Origin of the sequence: Roseovarius sp. MBR-78 (assembly GCF_040547535.1) — a bacterium.
Classification (GTDB): domain Bacteria; phylum Pseudomonadota; class Alphaproteobacteria; order Rhodobacterales; family Rhodobacteraceae; genus Roseovarius.
Window position 1 is genome coordinate 36418 of the sequence record NZ_JBEPPX010000008.1, and the last position, 14601, is coordinate 51018.

A 14601-nucleotide genomic window follows, 5' to 3' on the forward strand; every position below is an offset into this window, starting at 1 on the left:
CAAAGACAGTGTTTACCATGACCTCCGCGACCAAAGCGGCCCGATTCTTCGATCTTTACTGTATCATTTCATGGCCCGATTGTGTCATCGCAGGTGTTAACGCAACGATAAAGGCGACGGGAAATGATTGTTCGCGAAAACGAGGCAATCACGCTGGTCGGCGGAGGGGCGGTGGCGCGCGCCGATTTCGATGCCGCGCTTGCGCGCGCGCCGGTGGTAGTGGCCGCCGATGGCGGCGCGGATCATGCGCTTGCAGCCGGGATCACGCCGCGCGCGGTGATCGGCGATTTCGACAGTATCAGCGCCGCGGCCCGCGCCCGTCTGCCCGATAGGGTCCTGCACCCGATGGCGGATCAGGACACAACCGATTTCGAGAAATGCCTTGCCCATGTCAGCGCGCCGCTGCTCATCGGGGTAGGGTTTACCGGCGATCGGCTCGATCATCAGATGGCCGCCTGCACCGCTTTGGTGCGCCATGCCGGGCAACGCTGTATTCTTCTGGGCGCGGTGGACCTGATGTTTCTGTGCCCACCCACGCTGTCGCTGCCGCTTGCGGCGGGGTGTCGTGTGTCGCTTTTCCCGATGGGCGCGGTCGAGGGGGCCTCGGACGGGCTGGAATGGCCCATACGCGGGATCAATTTTGCGCCCGACGGGCGCATCGGAACCTCGAACCGGGCGGTTGGGCCGCTGAACCTGTCGGTGACCGCGCCCAAGCTGCTGGTGATCCTGCCCGCCTGCACGCTCGATCTGGTCGCGACCGCGCTGCTGAGCGCCCCGGCCAAGTGGGGTGCCGCATGAATGCCGCCGCCCGCTGGGTCGATGCCGTCCTCTTTGATCTTGCGCGGCAGATGCGCTGGACTTTCCTGCCGCCGCTGATGGTCTATTTCGCTGCCGGGTTCTCGGGGCTGACGATGATCGTGGGCACCTTCTTCGTGAAGGAATATCTCGACCTGTCCGCCGCCTTCCTTGCCGGTCTGGCCTTCTGGGCGGGGCTGCCCTGGGCGCTCAAGATGCCGCTGGGGCATCTGGTGGATATCATGTGGCGGTGGAAATGGCTGCTGGTCTATCTTGGCGCGGGGCTGATCGGGCTGTCGGTGTTCATCATGTATCTGCTGCTGACGCAGACCAAGGCGATGGTGGCAATCATGCCGATGGGCGCGTGGTATGTGACTTCCTATCTGCTCGCGCCCTCGGGTCTTGTGATTCAGGACGCGGTGGCCGATGCGATGTCGGTCGAAGCGGTGCCGCGCGTCGATGCGGAGGGCCGCGAGATCGACCCCGAGACCTCGCGCGCGCTGCACACCACGATGCAGACGCTGGGCCGCTTCGCGCTCATCAGCGGCACGGTGGCGGTGGCGGCGCTCAACATCACGATGTTCTCGGGGATCGAGGCGCTGGATGCCGAGGGCAAGCGCGCGGTCTATGCCACCATCTACCTTGCCGCGCTGGCCATTCCGCTGGTCTCGGTCTCGGGCGTGATCCTGGCAGGCGTGCAGAAACGGCGCGCGCGCCGTGGGCTTTTGCGGCGCGGTCTGAGCGAGGCGGAGGCCGATGCGCTGTTCGAGCGCCCGGACGAGAAGACCACGCCGAACCCGTGGTATTTCATCGGCGGCGCGGGGTTTGTGGCGCTGTCGCTGACCATCGGGCTGAGCGATCTGGCCTTCGGGCAGGAGATCATCTTTGCCGGGTCGCTGGCGATTGTGCTCTTGCTCATGCGTCAGCTTGTGGCGGTCTTGCCGGTGGCGCAGGCGCGCACGCTCATCGGCACGGCGCTCATCATCTTCATCTTTCGCGCGGTGCCACGGGTGGGCGACGGCTATACGTGGTTTTCCATCGACGTGCTGGGATTTGACCAACAATTCCTGTCGGTGCTGTCGCTCATCGCCTCGCTCTTGACGCTGGCGGGGATGGTGATCCTGCGCCCGCTCATCGCCAATCACACGATTGTCTATATCATCGTGATCCTGACCGTGGCGGGGGGCGTGCTGTCGTTGCCCAATATCGGGCTTTACTACGGGATACAGGACATGACCGGGCCGCTCACCGGGGGCGTGGTCGATGCGCGGTTCATCGCGATCATGGATACGGCGATGGAATCGCCCCTGGGCCAGATCGCGATGATCCCGATGCTGGCCTGGATCGCGCGCAACGCGCCCGATGACCTCAAGGCCACGTTCTTTGCGGTGATGGCGTCGTTTACCAATCTGGCGCTGTCGGCGAGTTCGCTTCTGACCAAGTATCTCAACGAGGTCTTGATCGTCACGCGCGAGGTGCGCGACGCGGACACGGGGGCGGTGACCACCCCCGCCGATTACAGCCAGTTGGGCGTTCTGATCCTGATCGTGAGTGGCCTGACCGTCGCCCTGCCGCTGCTCGCAGTGGCGCTGGTGCAACGCACCCGGCTCAGGAGCGTGGACTGACCACCCCCCGCTCCAGCGCCGGATAGCGCAGGCCGAGCGTGATGCCACGCGCGACGAAACTCACCAGAAGCGCCAGCCACAGCCCGTGATTGCCCATCACCGGCACCAGCGCCAGCACCGCACCGCAATAGACCACGAGGCTGAGCGCCATCATGTTGCGCATGTCGCGCGAGCGCGTCGCGCCGATGAAGATGCCGTCGAGCATGAACGGGGCGAGGCCAAACACAGGCGCCGCCACCGCGTAGGGCAGATAGGCGCGCGCCGCCGCGCGCACTGGCTCGGAGGTGGTCATCAGGTCGATGAGCGCGCCCCCCAAAACGGCGTAGCCCGCCGCGATGCCAAGGCAGATCACGAGCGCCCAGAAACTGGCGAGTATTGCACCCTGCCGCAGCACGAGCAGCGTCCGCGCGCCATAGGCTTGCCCCACGATGGCCTCGGCGGCAAAGGCGAAGCCGTCAAGCGCATGGGCGGTGATGTTGAGGAACTGCATCAGCACTTGATTGGCCGCCAGCGTCACATCGCCAAACCCCGCGCCCAGAAACAGGAAGGAGATGAAAATCGCCTGCAACATGAGCGAGCGCAGCAGGATATCGCCATTGACCGAGGCCATGTTGCGCAACCGGTCGGGATCAAACACCCGCGGCCAGTCGCGCCATGCGGGCACGCCAAAGGCCGCGCGGCAGAACCAGAGGCCAAGCGCCAGCCCGCCCCATTCAGCGATCACCGTGGCGCGGGCCACCCCCTCCACGCCCCAGCCGAGGCCCAGCACGAACCACAGGTCGAGCCCGACGTTGACCCCGTTCATCAGCACCTGAATGGCCAGCACCGCGCGCGTGCGTTCCTGCGCGATGAGCCAGCCGGTGACGCCGTAAAGCGCGATCATCGCGGGCGCGGACCAGACGCGAATGGCCATGTAGCCGCGCGCCATCCCCTCCACTTCGTCGCTCGCCGGAGCGACAAGGAAAGCCGCCGCGAATAGCGGCAGTTGCAGCGCGATCACCGCCACGCCGCCCACCAGCCCGATCATCAGCGCGCGCGTCAGCAGCGCCGCCACCTCGCCCGCCTGCCCCGCGCCCAGCGCCTGACCGGTCAGCCCCGTCGTGCCCATGCGCAGAAAGCCGAACACCCAGTAGACGCCGGTCAGGACAATCGCCCCCAGCCCGACCGCGCCGATGGGCGCGGCCAGCCCCAATTGCCCCACCACGCCGGTATCCACCGCGCCCAAAATCGGCACGGTGGCGTTGGAGATGACGATGGGGATGGCGATTTTCAGGACCCGGCCATGGGTGACGGGCCGGGCCATCTCAGCCATCACGGCGCGGCATCAGGAAATGCCCGGTGGCCTGCGCGATGGGGCGCGCGCGGTTGTCCTGCCACGCCTCGACATGAACGCTCGCATAGCGCCGCCCCGAGCGGTTGACCTGCGCGCGCGCATAGGCGTCGCGCGGCAGGCCCGAACGCAGGTAATCGACGGTGAAATCAATCGTCTTGGGCAGGCGCGGCAGGCGGCCATGGGTCAGCGTCTCAGGCTCCAGCTTGCCGCTCTCGATCTCTTCCCAGAGCGTGACCCAACTCAGCCCGATGATCGAGGTGATCTCGAGGAAAGCCGCCGTCGCGCCGCCATGCAGCGCGGGCAGGAGCGGGTTGCCGATGAGTTTCTCGTCAAAGGGCATGATCGCGGTCAGCTCGTCGCCGCGCCGCTCGAACTCAACGCCGAGAAAGCCGATATAGGGCACGCCATCCACCAGCGCTTTCAACGCCGCGTCGCGGCGCTGCTTGACCACCTGCACCGGCTCGGGACGGGGGCGCGTCATCATTTGCCCTCCACGGTAAAGGTGCCTGTGGCGGTGGCCACGGGGCGGGCGCTGTCATCATCCACCGCGCGGGCGCGCACGAAGGCCACCGAGCGGGTGATATGATAGCATTCGGCCTCGGCGCGGATGGTCTGGCCCGGCGTGGCGGGGCGCATGTAGTCGATGCGCAGATCAATCGTGGCAGTGCCGCCGGGCGAGGCGGGATGGCTCATCGCCGCCGCGCCGCAGCAGGTATCCATCAGGGCCGAGACCGCGCCGCCGTGGATCACCCCCGTTTCCGGGTCGCCGATCAGCCGCGCGTCGTAATCCATCTCGATCGCGGCATGGCCATCCTCCAGCCGCGTGAGCCGCATCCCGAGCGCGCGGGCATGGGGCAGCGCCGCCATGAATTGCCGCGCGATCTTGTCTTTCTGCGTTTCCATCTCGCCTCCGCCGTGCACGTCCCCTTTATGGCGGGCAAATCGGCGCGGGGGCAAGGGTGGCTGTTGCGCAGGTCGCCTCTTGGTCCTAACCTTTCCCCAAAGGGAGGGGGGAATGTCCGACCAACGGCTGTCCTTCAAGCAGATGTGCGCCAGGTTCGATGTGACCCCGCGCACCCTGCGCTATTATGAATATATCGAGCTGTTGCAGCCCGAACGCGAGGGGCGCGCGCGCTGGTATGGCCCGCGCGAATGCGCGCGCATGACCCTGATCCTGCGCGGGCGGAAATTCGGCTTTGCGCTCGAGGAAATCCGCCAATGGCTGCTTATCTATGAAAAAGAGGGCACCGAGGCGCAGATGCGCCAGTGGATTGAGCTGGCCGACCGGCAGCTTGCCGAACTGGCCGAACAGCGCGCGCAGATCGACGAGGCGATGGCAGAGCTTCGCGCGCTGCGCGACGACACCGAGGCCAGCTTGGCATGATCTGCGCAGGTGACGCAGGGGCAAGAAAGTTGCCCTGCCACGTGCCTGACCTTGCTTGATCTTACGTCAACGCAAAAGTGACGCGACGTAGCGGTTACGTAAAGCTGCGGGCATGTTGTATCGAGGGGCGATGAGGCGCAGATTGTCGGCAGATGATCCGCAAGGGGCCCTTTGATGAGCGATGATGTGATGACAATCCGGCAGATGTGCGACGCGTATCAAGTGACGCCGCGCACCCTGCGATTCTACGAATCCAAGGAACTCCTGTCGCCGATCCGTCAGGGCCAGCGGCGGCTCTTTACCCGGCGCGACCGTGCCCGGCTCAAGCTGATCCAGCGCGGCAAGCGTTTTGGCTTCAGCCTCGAAGACCTGCGCAAGCTGCTCGATCTTTACGACCGTGGCGACCAGCAACACAGCCAGATCGCCGCCGCCTACGAGGTCGCGGGCGAACGCCTCGCGGATATGGAGCGCCAGCGCGCCGAGCTTGACGCCGCCATCGCCGAATTGCGCGAACAGATGACATGGGGCGCGCGGATGCTCGCCTCGCTCGAGGAAAACCGCGACGCCGCCGAATAACACCGGCCCGACCGTTTCAAGGGAGAGAGACCAGATGCCCAGCTACACCGCCCCCACCCGCGACATGCAATTCGTGCTGCACGAGGTGCTGAACGTCTCCGAACAGGACGTGCCCGGCTATGCCGAGCTTGAGGCCGATTTCACCGGCGCCGTTCTGGAAGAGGCGGGCAAGATCGCCTCCGAGGTGCTGATGCCGCTGAACGCTGTCGGTGATACCGAAGGCTGCGTTCTGGAAAACGGCGTGGTGCGCACGCCCAAGGGGTTCAAGGCGGCGTTCGATCAGGTCCGCGAGGGGGGCTGGACCGCGCTTGACCTGCCCGAGGAATATGGCGGGCAATACATGCCCTATATCCTCGGCACCGCCGTGGGCGAGATGTTCTCGGCCTCCAACCAGGCGTTTACCATGTATCAGGGCCTGACCCATGGCGCGGCCTCGGCGATCCTCGCGCATGGCAGCGACGACCAAAAAGCGACGTATCTGCCGAAAATGGCCAGTTGCGACTGGACCGGCACCATGAACCTGACCGAGCCGCATTGCGGCACCGATCTGGGCCTGATGCGCACCAAGGCAGAGCCGCAGGGCGACGGAAGTTACAAGGTGACGGGCCAGAAGATCTTCATCTCGTCGGGCGAGCATGACATGGCCGACAACATCATCCACCTCGTGCTGGCCAAGATCCCCGGCGGGCCGGAGGGCATCAAGGGCGTGTCGCTGTTCATCGTGCCGAAATTCATCGTGAACGAGGATGGCAGCCTTGGCGCGCGCAATGGCGTGACTTGCGGCAAGATCGAGGAAAAGATGGGGATTCACGGCAATTCCACCTGCGTGATGGATTATGACGGTGCCACCGGCTGGCTCTTGGGCGAGGAACACAAGGGTATGCGCGCCATGTTCACCATGATGAACGAGGCGCGGATCGGCGTGGGCATGCAAGGCCTGGCACAGGCCGAGGTCGCCTATCAGAACGCGCTTGCCTATGCCAAGGACCGCCTGCAAGGCCGCGCTGTGACCGGGACTGAGAACCCCAACGGCCCTGCCGATCCGCTGATCGTGCACCCGGATATCCGCCGCTCACTGATGGATCAGAAATCGTTCATCGAGGGCGCGCGCGCCTTCATGCTCTGGGGGGCGGAACTCATCGACCGCTCGCATCGTGGAGACGATCAGGCCGCCGAAGGGCTGATTTCGCTGATGACTCCGGTCATCAAGGGGTTCCTCACCGATGAGGGGTTCGACATGACCATCCTCGCCCAACAGGTCTATGGCGGCCATGGCTATATCGAGGAATGGGGCATGTCGCAATTCGCCCGCGACGCCCGAATCGCCATGATCTACGAGGGGGCCAACGGCGTTCAGGCCCTCGATCTGGTCGGCCGCAAGCTTGCGCAGGATAGCGGCAAGCATGTCATGGCCTTCTTCGAGATGGTGAAAACCTTCCTCAAGGAGAACGAGGACAACGCGGCGCTCAAGGCCGATTTCCTCGACCCGCTCAAGGCGGCGTCCAAAGACCTGCAAGCCTCGGCCATGTTCTTCATGCAGAACGGCATGAAGAACCCCAACGCGGCGCTTGCCGGATCGTATGACTTCATGCACCTTTTCGGCCATGTCTGCCTTGGGCTGATGTGGGCGCGGATGGCCAAGGCGGCGCATGCGGCGCTTGAGGGCGGCACATCGGACGAAGGCTTTTACAAGACCAAGCTCGCGACCGGGCGCTACTACATGAAACGCCGCCTGCCCGCGACCGCGCTGCACCTCGCGCGCATCGAAAGCGGGGCCGATACCGTCATGGCGCTGGAGGCAGAGGCGTTCTGAACGACGACAGGAGGGACAGATGCCGAAACGCTTTCGCCTCACCCGCCGCTTCAACGCGGCGATGACCGAGGATGGCTATCGCCGGTTGCGCAAATTCGCGGCCGAGGCGGGGCTGGACGAGGGCGAGGCGCTGTCCTTCCTCTTTGAGAATTTCGATAGCGTGATCGACGAGGACACGTTTGCGCACCGCCTGCGGCTGTTCAATTCGGAGCTGGACGCGCGCAAACGCTGACACCGCAGGGAGGGGAGGCCCGGCCATGACCTGGATGACAGACGAGCATCACATGCTCTCGGAGATGGCCGCCAGGTTCATCACCGATGAATGGCGCCCGCATTACGCACGCTGGCGCAAGGCGGGCATCATGGACCGCGATTGCTGGCGTGAAGCGGGCGCACTGGGCCTGCTCTGCCCCTCGATCCCCGAGGAATACGGCGGGGCAGGTGGCGATTTCGGCCATGAGGCGGTGATCTGCATCGAACAGGCCCGCGCCAATCTGGCAAGCTGGGGCAATCCGATCCATTCCGGCATCGTCGCGCATTACATCCTCGCCTACGGGTCCGAGGCGCAGAAACAGAAATGGCTACCCAGGATGGTCTCTGGCGAGATGGTCGGCGCGCTGGCCATGACCGAGCCCGCCGCCGGATCGGATGTGCAGGGGATCAAGACCCGCGCGGTTCGGGACGGCAACGCCTTTCGCCTCTCGGGGCAAAAGACCTTCATCACCAATGGCCAGCACGCAGACCTGATCATCGTCGCGGCCAAGACCGACCCGAAAGAGGGGGCCAAGAGCATCTCGCTGGTGGTCGTGGAAACCGAGGGCGCGCAGGGATTCGCACGCGGGCGCAACCTCGAAAAACTGGGCATGCACGCGGGCGATACGTCTGAGCTTTTCTTCGACAATGTCGAAATCCCGCCTGAAAATATCCTTGGGCAAGAGGAGGGGCGCGGCTTTTACCAGATGATGCAGCAACTGCCACAAGAGCGCCTGATCATCGCCTGCGGCGCGCAAGGCGCGATGGAGGGCGCGGTGGAGCGCACGATCGACTATTGCAAGGAGCGCCAGGCTTTTGGCGGCCCGATCCTGCAATTCCAGAACACCCGCTTCAAACTGGCCGAATGCCAGACAAAAACCGCTGTTGCGCGCGCCTTTCTCGACGACTGCATCACAGAGCATATGCGCGGCGCGCTCAGTGTCGAAAAGGCCGCGATGGCGAAATACTGGCTCACAGATGCGCAGGGCGAAGTGCTCGATGACTGCCTGCAACTGCATGGCGGCTATGGCTACATGCAGGAATATGACATTTCCGAGATGTGGGCCGATGCCCGCGTGCAGCGCATCTATGGCGGCACCAACGAGATCATGAAAGAACTGATCGCGAGGGCGTTGTGAGGGGTGGGGCGGTGGCGCATATGGCACATGACGGATGCCTCCGGCGGGGATATTTGGGGCAAGATGAAGGGGGGAAGGCGCACCCTGCCGCGCGCGCGGGCCGATTGGCATCAGGCGCAACGACAGGGCTTCACCTTGCACGTCCATCGGCTTCCCAGCCTGTAACGCAAGAGCATCAAAGCGCATCAAGCTTAATCAATGATGAACAGCCACCGGTTTCATCTTGCCAAAAATATCCAAATCCAACCTTGTCACTGAGAACCGCAGCATGACCATAAAACTCCACTGTTTCGGCGAATCGGGCAATGCCTACAAGGCAGCGCTGGCGCTGGAGCTGGCGGGGCTCGACTGGGAGCCGGTCTTTGTCGATTTCTTCGGGGGTGCGACGCGGCAACCGGAGTTTCGCGAGATCAATGTCATGGGCGAGGTGCCGGTGCTGGTCGATGGCGACGTGACCTTGACGCAATCGGGCGTCATGCAGATGTATATCGCCGAGAAGACGGGGAAATTCGGCGGCGCGACGCCGCAGGAGGCGCGCGAGGTGCTGCGCTGGATGTTCTGGGACAATCACAAGCTCAGCAGTCCGGCGGGGATGGTGCGGTTCCTGATGAACTTCCTGCCCGAAGACAAACGCCCCGCCGAGGTGATCGCCTTCACCCAAGGCCGCCTCAAGGCCGCTTATACCGCACTTGATGCGCATCTTGCGGGGCGTGACTGGATCGTTGGTAAGGCCCTGACCAATGCCGATCTGAGTTGTTGCGGCTATCTTTTTTACCCCGAGCCTTTCGGATTCAACCGCAAGGACTGGCCCAATATCGGCCGCTGGCTAGACAATATCAGCGCCACCCCCGGCTGGAAGCCCCCCTATGACCTGATGCCCGGCAGCCCCGCTGACCGCGCCTGAACGAAGGAGATCGACATGACCGATGCCTATATCTACGACACCGTGCGCACCCCGCGCGGCAAGGGCCGCAAAGATGGCGCGCTGCACGAGGTGAACGCCGCGCGGCTGAGCGCGCAGGTGCTCAACGCTTTGAAAGCCCGCAACGGGCTTGAGGGCCATGCCGTTGAGGATGTGATCTGGGGCAATGCCACGCAGGTGATGGAGCAGGGCGGCTGCCTTGCGCGCACGGCCGTGCTGGCCTCGGATCTGGACGAGCGCATTCCCGGCCTTTCGATCAACCGCTTCTGTGCGTCGGGCATGGAGGCGGTGAACCTTGCCGCCAACCAAGTGCGTGCAGGCGCAGGTGACGGTTATATCGCGGGCGGGGTCGAGATGATGGGCCGTGTGGCGATGGGCAGCGACGGGGCGGCGATTGCCGTTGATCCGAGCATCGCGATGGAGACCTATTTCGTCCCCCAAGGCATCAGCGCCGATATCATCGCCACCGAATACGGCATTAGCCGCGATGAGGCCGACGCGCTGGCGGTGGAATCGCAGCGCCGCGCGGCAGAGGCATGGGGCGACCGGCGCTTTGCCCGCTCGATCATCGAGGTGCGGGACCAGAACGGCCTGACGATCCTTGACCATGACGAATACATGCGCCCCGGCACCGACATGCAGACGCTTGGCGCGCTGACCCCCGCCTTTCAGGCGATGGGCGAGGTGATGCCGGGCTTCGATGCCGTGGCCAAGCTGAAATACCCCCATCTGGAGGCGATCAACCACATCCACCACGCGGGCAATTCCAGCGGGATCGTCGATGGCTCGGCGGGCGTGCTTGTCGGCTCCAAGGCGTTCGGCGAGAAATGGGGCCTGACGCCGCGCGCCCGCATTCGCCAGACCACCAAGATCGGCACCGATCCCACGATCATGCTGACCGGCCCGGTGCCCGCCACCGAGAAAGCGCTGCGCGACAGCGGCATGGCGATTTCCGACATCGACCTCTTCGAGGTGAACGAGGCATTTTCCGCCGTTGTCCTGCGCTTCATGCAGGCCTTTGACGTGGATCATAGCCGTGTGAACGTGAATGGCGGGGCCATCGCGATGGGGCACCCGCTGGGGGCCACCGGCGCGATGATCATCGGCACATTGCTGGATGAGCTGGAGCGCACCGGCAAGGGCGTGGGGCTGGCCACGCTGTGCGTGGCGTCGGGCATGGGTGCCGCTACCATCATTGAGCGCGTGTAACGGGAGATAACGGATATGACTGATTTCACAATCGAAAAACACGCCGATGGCGTTGCGATCATCACCTGGGACACGGTCGGCAAGTCGATGAACGTGATGAACCAGCAGGGTTTCCTTGACCTTGAGGCGCTGATTGACGACGCGCTGGCCGATGAGGCCGTCAAGGGTGTGATCCTCACCTCGGGCAAAGAGGGCAGTTTTGCCGGCGGTATGGACCTCAACATTATCGCCAAGATGCGCGACGATGCCGGCGACAATCCGGCCAAGGGCCTCTTTGACGGGGTGATGGGGATGCACGCCATCCTGCGCAAGATCGAGCGCGCGGGCATGGACCCCAAGACCAACAAGGGCGGCAAGCCGATTGCGGCGGCCTTGCCCGGCACGGCGCTTGGCATTGGCCTTGAAATTCCGCTGGCCTGCCACCGCATCTTTGCCGCCGACAATCCCAAGGCCAAGATCGGCCTGCCCGAGATCATGGTGGGGATTTTCCCCGGCGCGGGTGGCACCACGCGGCTAGTGCGTAAACTGGGCGCGATGGCAGCCTCGCCGCTGTTGCTGGAGGGCAAGCTAAACGACCCGAAAAAGGCCAAATCCGCCGGTGTGGTGGATGAGGTGGTGCCCGCCGATCAACTGATCGAGAAGGCGCGCGAATGGGTGTTGAGCAACCCCAATATCGTCAAGCCATGGGATGACAAGGGGTATAAAATGCCCGGCGGTGCGCCCTATCACCCGGCAGGGTTCATGACCTTTGTCGGCGCGTCGGCTATGGTCAACGGCAAGACGCAGGGCGCGTTTCCGGCGGCCAAGGCATTGCTGTCGGCGGTCTATGAGGGCGCGCTCGTGCCGTTCGATACCGCGCTCAAGATCGAGGCGCGCTGGTTCACCCATGTGCTGATGGACCCAAGCTCCAGCGCGATGATCCGCTCGCTTTTTATCAACAAGGAGGCGCTGGAGAAGGGCGCAAACCGCCCCGAGGCCCCCGATCAGAAGGTGCGCAAGCTTGGCGTGCTCGGCGCGGGCATGATGGGGGCGGGCATCGCGCTTGTCTCGGCGCAAGCGGGCATCGAGGTGGTGCTGATCGACCAGAAACAGGAGGCCGCCGACAAGGGCCGCGCCTACACCGCCGATTTCATGGATCAGGGGATCAAGCGCGGCAAGGCCACCGAGGCGAAGAAGGCCGAGGTGCTGGACCGTATCACCGCCACCACCGATTACGCCGCGCTCAGGGGCTGTGATCTCATCATCGAGGCGGTGTTCGAAGACCCCGGTGTCAAGGCAGGCGTGACCAAACAGGCGCTGGCCGAGGTGGGCGAGGAGTGTATCTTTGCCACCAACACCTCCACCCTGCCGATCACCGATCTGGCAAAGGCCAGTGACCGGCCGGAGGATTTCATCGGCATCCATTTCTTCTCGCCGGTGGAAAAGATGCTGCTGGTGGAGATCATCAAGGGCGCGAAAACCGGCCCGCGCGCCGTGGCCAAGGCGCTCGATTACGTCCGGCAAATCCGCAAGACGCCCATCGTCGTCAATGATGCGCGGTTCTTCTACTGCAATCGCTGCATCATCCCCTATATCAACGAGGGCATCCGCATGGTTGCCGAGGGCGTGGCACCCGCGCTCATCGACAATGCCGCGCGACAGCTTGGCTTCCCGGTGGGGCCGCTGCAACTGGTGGACGAGACCTCGATTGATCTCGGTGCCAAGATCGCGCGGGCGACCAAGGCGGCGATGGGGGATGATTACCCCGATGAGGCCGTGGACGAAGTCATCTTCTGGATGGAGGGCGAGGGGCGTCTGGGGCGCAAATCCAATGCCGGGTTCTTTGACTATGACGAAAAAGGCAAGCGGCAGGGATACTGGCCGGGTCTAGCCGACAAATACCCTCGGGCGGCAGAACAGCACGACCTTATAGAGGTGCAGCACCGGCTGATGTTCGCGCAGGTGTTGGAGGCGGTGCGCGCGCTGGAGGAAGGTGTTCTGGAGGATATCCGCGAGGGTGATGTGGGCGCGATCCTGGCCTGGGGCTTTGCGCCCTGGTCGGGCGGGCCGTTTGGCTGGATCGACATCATCGGCACGCCCTATGCGGCGGAACGCTGTGACGAACTCTCGGAGAAATTCGGCCCCCGCTTCACCACGCCCAAACTGCTGCGCGAGATGGCCGACAAGGGTCAGGGCTTCTATGCCCGCTTCGGGCAAGCAGCTGAGGCCGCCTGACAAAAGACCCCGCGCGCTGATCCCTCGGCGCGCGGGGTTTCTTCTTGGCGAAAATACCCAACTCCCCGGCCCGCCACCCGGCACTGGCCGGGAATTCTCATCATAACGGCACGAATGCGCCCCGCGCCGCGTCATATTGCTCGATTCCGCCCGAGCCGATATCATGCCACAACCCGTGCAGCGACAGCGCGCCCGCCGCGACGCGGTCGGCGACGAACGGAAAGCTTGCGAGGTTTTCCAGCGACACCACCACCGTCTGCCGCTCCAGCGCGGCAAGCTGTGCCGCCTCGTCGGGCACATCCTTTACCCGCTCGTAACCGGGGCGCAGGATTTCCAGCCAGCGCCCGACAAAGCTGGTCTCTTCCTCAAGCTCCGGCGCCGTGCCCGAACACATCTTCTGACAGCCCTTGGCCCCGCCACAGGCGGAATGGCCGATCACGATCACATGCGCGACCTTGAGCGCGGTCACCGCGAATTCTACCGCCGCCGAGGTGCCGTGCTGCCCGCCACCGGCCTCGAAGGGCGGCACCAGGTTGGCGATGTTGCGATGGATGAAAAACTCGCCCTGATCCGCGCCAAAAATCGAGGTGACATGAACACGGCTGTCGCAGCACGAAATGACCATCGCGCGCGGGTGCTGCCCCTGTTCGGCGAGGTGGCGATACCACGCCTCGTTCTCGGCATAGCCGGTGGCCTTCCAGCCGTGGTAGCGCTGCACCAGATAGGCGGGCAGAGGGCGCACATGATCCATCATCGTCTCCAAACCGGCGGGGTCGGTTCCGATTAAACGGTATTTTCATGAAATTCGAGAGGGAATTCCCGCGCATGGCAACCATTTGGGAACCGTTACGCTGCATCCTGCCCAAGGCCGTGGGGGTGCGGCGAAAGGATGAATGGGTGAGACAGTGGAACAGGTGACGGCCCTGCAACCGGCAGAACGGGTGCGCCTCGATGCCGACCGGCTCGAGACACTCTATAAACAACTCGGCGCGCGGGGGGCAGAGGATGTGGTGTGCCGCGCGCTCGAAGAGATCGCCGCGCGGCTGGCGCAGGCCGAACGCGATTACCGCGCCGCGCGCTTTGACGGGATGCGCAAGGGATGCCGTGGCCTTATCGGCATGGCCGAGGAGGTGGGAATGCCACTGATGGCGCGGGTGGCACGCGATGTGACCGCGTGCATCGACGCGGGCGACGGCACCGCGCTCGGGGCCAGTTTCGCACGGCTCTTGCGCATCGCCGAGCGGTCGCTTTGCGAGATATGGGATATGCAGGACGGCGCGTTCTGAGCCTTGCAGGCAGCGCGATCCCGGTTAGGGTGGGGCCGATATCCCAGCCACCG

Annotated in this window: 15 protein-coding genes; 11 read left to right on the top strand and 4 right to left on the bottom strand. The window is 64.2% G+C overall.

All coding sequences use genetic code 11. The annotated features are described in order from the left end of the window. Positions 1-123: 123 nt before the first annotated feature. Positions 124-798, top strand: a complete 675-nt coding sequence (locus tag ABIE58_RS08260) for a thiamine diphosphokinase (RefSeq protein ID WP_354544233.1) — start codon at positions 124-126, stop codon at positions 796-798. Then, entirely contained in the window at positions 795-2420 is a 1626-nt protein-coding gene (locus tag ABIE58_RS08265) for an MFS transporter (protein WP_354544234.1), read from the top strand. Before ABIE58_RS08260 ends, ABIE58_RS08265 begins: the two co-directional genes overlap by 4 nt. Here ABIE58_RS08265 and ABIE58_RS08270 read toward each other — a convergent pair. Genes ABIE58_RS08270 through ABIE58_RS08280 form a run of 3 tightly spaced genes read right to left on the bottom strand, consistent with a single transcriptional unit; the run spans position 2404 to position 4656 of the window. After that, complete coding sequence (locus ABIE58_RS08270; protein WP_354544235.1) at positions 2404-3732, bottom strand: MATE family efflux transporter; 1329 nt, start codon at positions 3730-3732, stop codon at positions 2404-2406. The two genes, ABIE58_RS08265 and ABIE58_RS08270, sit on opposite strands and share 17 nt — an antisense overlap. Then, positions 3725-4234 carry a PaaI family thioesterase gene (locus ABIE58_RS08275; protein ID WP_354544236.1) on the bottom strand — a complete coding sequence of 170 codons (510 nt, stop codon included), beginning with the start codon at positions 4232-4234 and terminating at the stop codon, positions 3725-3727. Before ABIE58_RS08275 ends, ABIE58_RS08270 begins: the two co-directional genes overlap by 8 nt. Then, complete coding sequence (locus tag ABIE58_RS08280) at positions 4234-4656, bottom strand: PaaI family thioesterase (RefSeq protein ID WP_354544237.1); 423 nt, start codon at positions 4654-4656, stop codon at positions 4234-4236. Before ABIE58_RS08280 ends, ABIE58_RS08275 begins: the two co-directional genes overlap by 1 nt. A gap of 112 nt (positions 4657-4768) precedes the next feature. Here ABIE58_RS08280 and ABIE58_RS08285 point away from each other — a divergent pair, with 112 nt between their 5' ends. The 8 genes from ABIE58_RS08285 to ABIE58_RS08320 all read left to right on the top strand — a co-directional run bounded on the left by ABIE58_RS08285 (position 4769) and on the right by ABIE58_RS08320 (position 13262). Continuing rightward, the gene (locus ABIE58_RS08285) at positions 4769-5137 is read left to right on the top strand and encodes a MerR family transcriptional regulator (RefSeq protein ID WP_354544238.1); all 369 of its coding nucleotides are present in this window, start codon (positions 4769-4771) and stop codon (positions 5135-5137) included. Positions 5138-5311: 174 nt separating this feature from the next. Next, positions 5312-5713, top strand: a complete 402-nt coding sequence (locus ABIE58_RS08290; RefSeq protein ID WP_354544239.1) for a MerR family transcriptional regulator — start codon at positions 5312-5314, stop codon at positions 5711-5713. A gap of 34 nt (positions 5714-5747) precedes the next feature. After that, positions 5748-7526 carry an acyl-CoA dehydrogenase C-terminal domain-containing protein gene (locus tag ABIE58_RS08295; protein WP_354544240.1) on the top strand — a complete coding sequence of 593 codons (1779 nt, stop codon included), beginning with the start codon at positions 5748-5750 and terminating at the stop codon, positions 7524-7526. Positions 7527-7545: 19 nt separating this feature from the next. Further along, positions 7546-7758, top strand: a complete 213-nt coding sequence (locus tag ABIE58_RS08300; RefSeq protein ID WP_354544241.1) for a hypothetical protein — start codon at positions 7546-7548, stop codon at positions 7756-7758. 25 nt (positions 7759-7783) lie between these two features. Continuing rightward, a complete protein-coding gene (locus ABIE58_RS08305; RefSeq protein WP_354544242.1) occupies positions 7784-8917 on the top strand; it encodes an acyl-CoA dehydrogenase family protein in 1134 nt (377 codons plus the stop codon). 268 nt (positions 8918-9185) lie between these two features. Then, positions 9186-9821 (top strand): glutathione S-transferase family protein, encoded by a 636-nt coding sequence (locus tag ABIE58_RS08310; protein ID WP_354544243.1) that lies wholly within the window; start codon positions 9186-9188, stop codon positions 9819-9821. 15 nt (positions 9822-9836) lie between these two features. Further along, positions 9837-11048, top strand: coding sequence for an acetyl-CoA C-acetyltransferase (locus ABIE58_RS08315; RefSeq protein WP_354544244.1), 1212 nt, complete (start codon positions 9837-9839; stop codon positions 11046-11048). 15 nt (positions 11049-11063) lie between these two features. Then, on the top strand, positions 11064-13262 hold the full coding sequence (locus ABIE58_RS08320) for a 3-hydroxyacyl-CoA dehydrogenase NAD-binding domain-containing protein (RefSeq protein WP_354544245.1): 2199 nt from the start codon (positions 11064-11066) through the stop codon (positions 13260-13262). 100 nt (positions 13263-13362) lie between these two features. On the opposite strand, the gene ABIE58_RS08325 is transcribed toward ABIE58_RS08320, so the two are convergent. Next, positions 13363-14013, bottom strand: a complete 651-nt coding sequence (locus tag ABIE58_RS08325) for a carbonic anhydrase (protein ID WP_354544377.1) — start codon at positions 14011-14013, stop codon at positions 13363-13365. Between the two features lie 142 nt (positions 14014-14155). Here ABIE58_RS08325 and ABIE58_RS08330 point away from each other — a divergent pair, with 142 nt between their 5' ends. Next, a complete protein-coding gene (locus ABIE58_RS08330) occupies positions 14156-14548 on the top strand; it encodes a hypothetical protein (RefSeq protein WP_354544246.1) in 393 nt (130 codons plus the stop codon). Positions 14549-14601 lie beyond the last annotated feature (53 nt).

Coding starts and splice junctions, on each gene's coding strand:
- ABIE58_RS08265 (WP_354544234.1), top strand. CDS start 795: ATGAATGCCGCCGCCCGCTGGGTCGATGCCGTCCTCTTTGATCTTGCG.
- ABIE58_RS08260 (WP_354544233.1), top strand. CDS start 124: ATGATTGTTCGCGAAAACGAGGCAATCACGCTGGTCGGCGGAGGGGCG.
- ABIE58_RS08275 (WP_354544236.1), bottom strand. CDS start 4,234: ATGACGCGCCCCCGTCCCGAGCCGGTGCAGGTGGTCAAGCAGCGCCGC.
- ABIE58_RS08305 (WP_354544242.1), top strand. CDS start 7,784: ATGACCTGGATGACAGACGAGCATCACATGCTCTCGGAGATGGCCGCC.
- ABIE58_RS08310 (WP_354544243.1), top strand. CDS start 9,186: ATGACCATAAAACTCCACTGTTTCGGCGAATCGGGCAATGCCTACAAG.
- ABIE58_RS08330 (WP_354544246.1), top strand. CDS start 14,156: ATGGGTGAGACAGTGGAACAGGTGACGGCCCTGCAACCGGCAGAACGG.
- ABIE58_RS08270 (WP_354544235.1), bottom strand. CDS start 3,732: ATGGCTGAGATGGCCCGGCCCGTCACCCATGGCCGGGTCCTGAAAATC.
- ABIE58_RS08325 (WP_354544377.1), bottom strand. CDS start 14,013: ATGGATCATGTGCGCCCTCTGCCCGCCTATCTGGTGCAGCGCTACCAC.
- ABIE58_RS08290 (WP_354544239.1), top strand. CDS start 5,312: ATGAGCGATGATGTGATGACAATCCGGCAGATGTGCGACGCGTATCAA.
- ABIE58_RS08295 (WP_354544240.1), top strand. CDS start 5,748: ATGCCCAGCTACACCGCCCCCACCCGCGACATGCAATTCGTGCTGCAC.
- ABIE58_RS08285 (WP_354544238.1), top strand. CDS start 4,769: ATGTCCGACCAACGGCTGTCCTTCAAGCAGATGTGCGCCAGGTTCGAT.
- ABIE58_RS08280 (WP_354544237.1), bottom strand. CDS start 4,656: ATGGAAACGCAGAAAGACAAGATCGCGCGGCAATTCATGGCGGCGCTG.
- ABIE58_RS08320 (WP_354544245.1), top strand. CDS start 11,064: ATGACTGATTTCACAATCGAAAAACACGCCGATGGCGTTGCGATCATC.
- ABIE58_RS08300 (WP_354544241.1), top strand. CDS start 7,546: ATGCCGAAACGCTTTCGCCTCACCCGCCGCTTCAACGCGGCGATGACC.
- ABIE58_RS08315 (WP_354544244.1), top strand. CDS start 9,837: ATGACCGATGCCTATATCTACGACACCGTGCGCACCCCGCGCGGCAAG.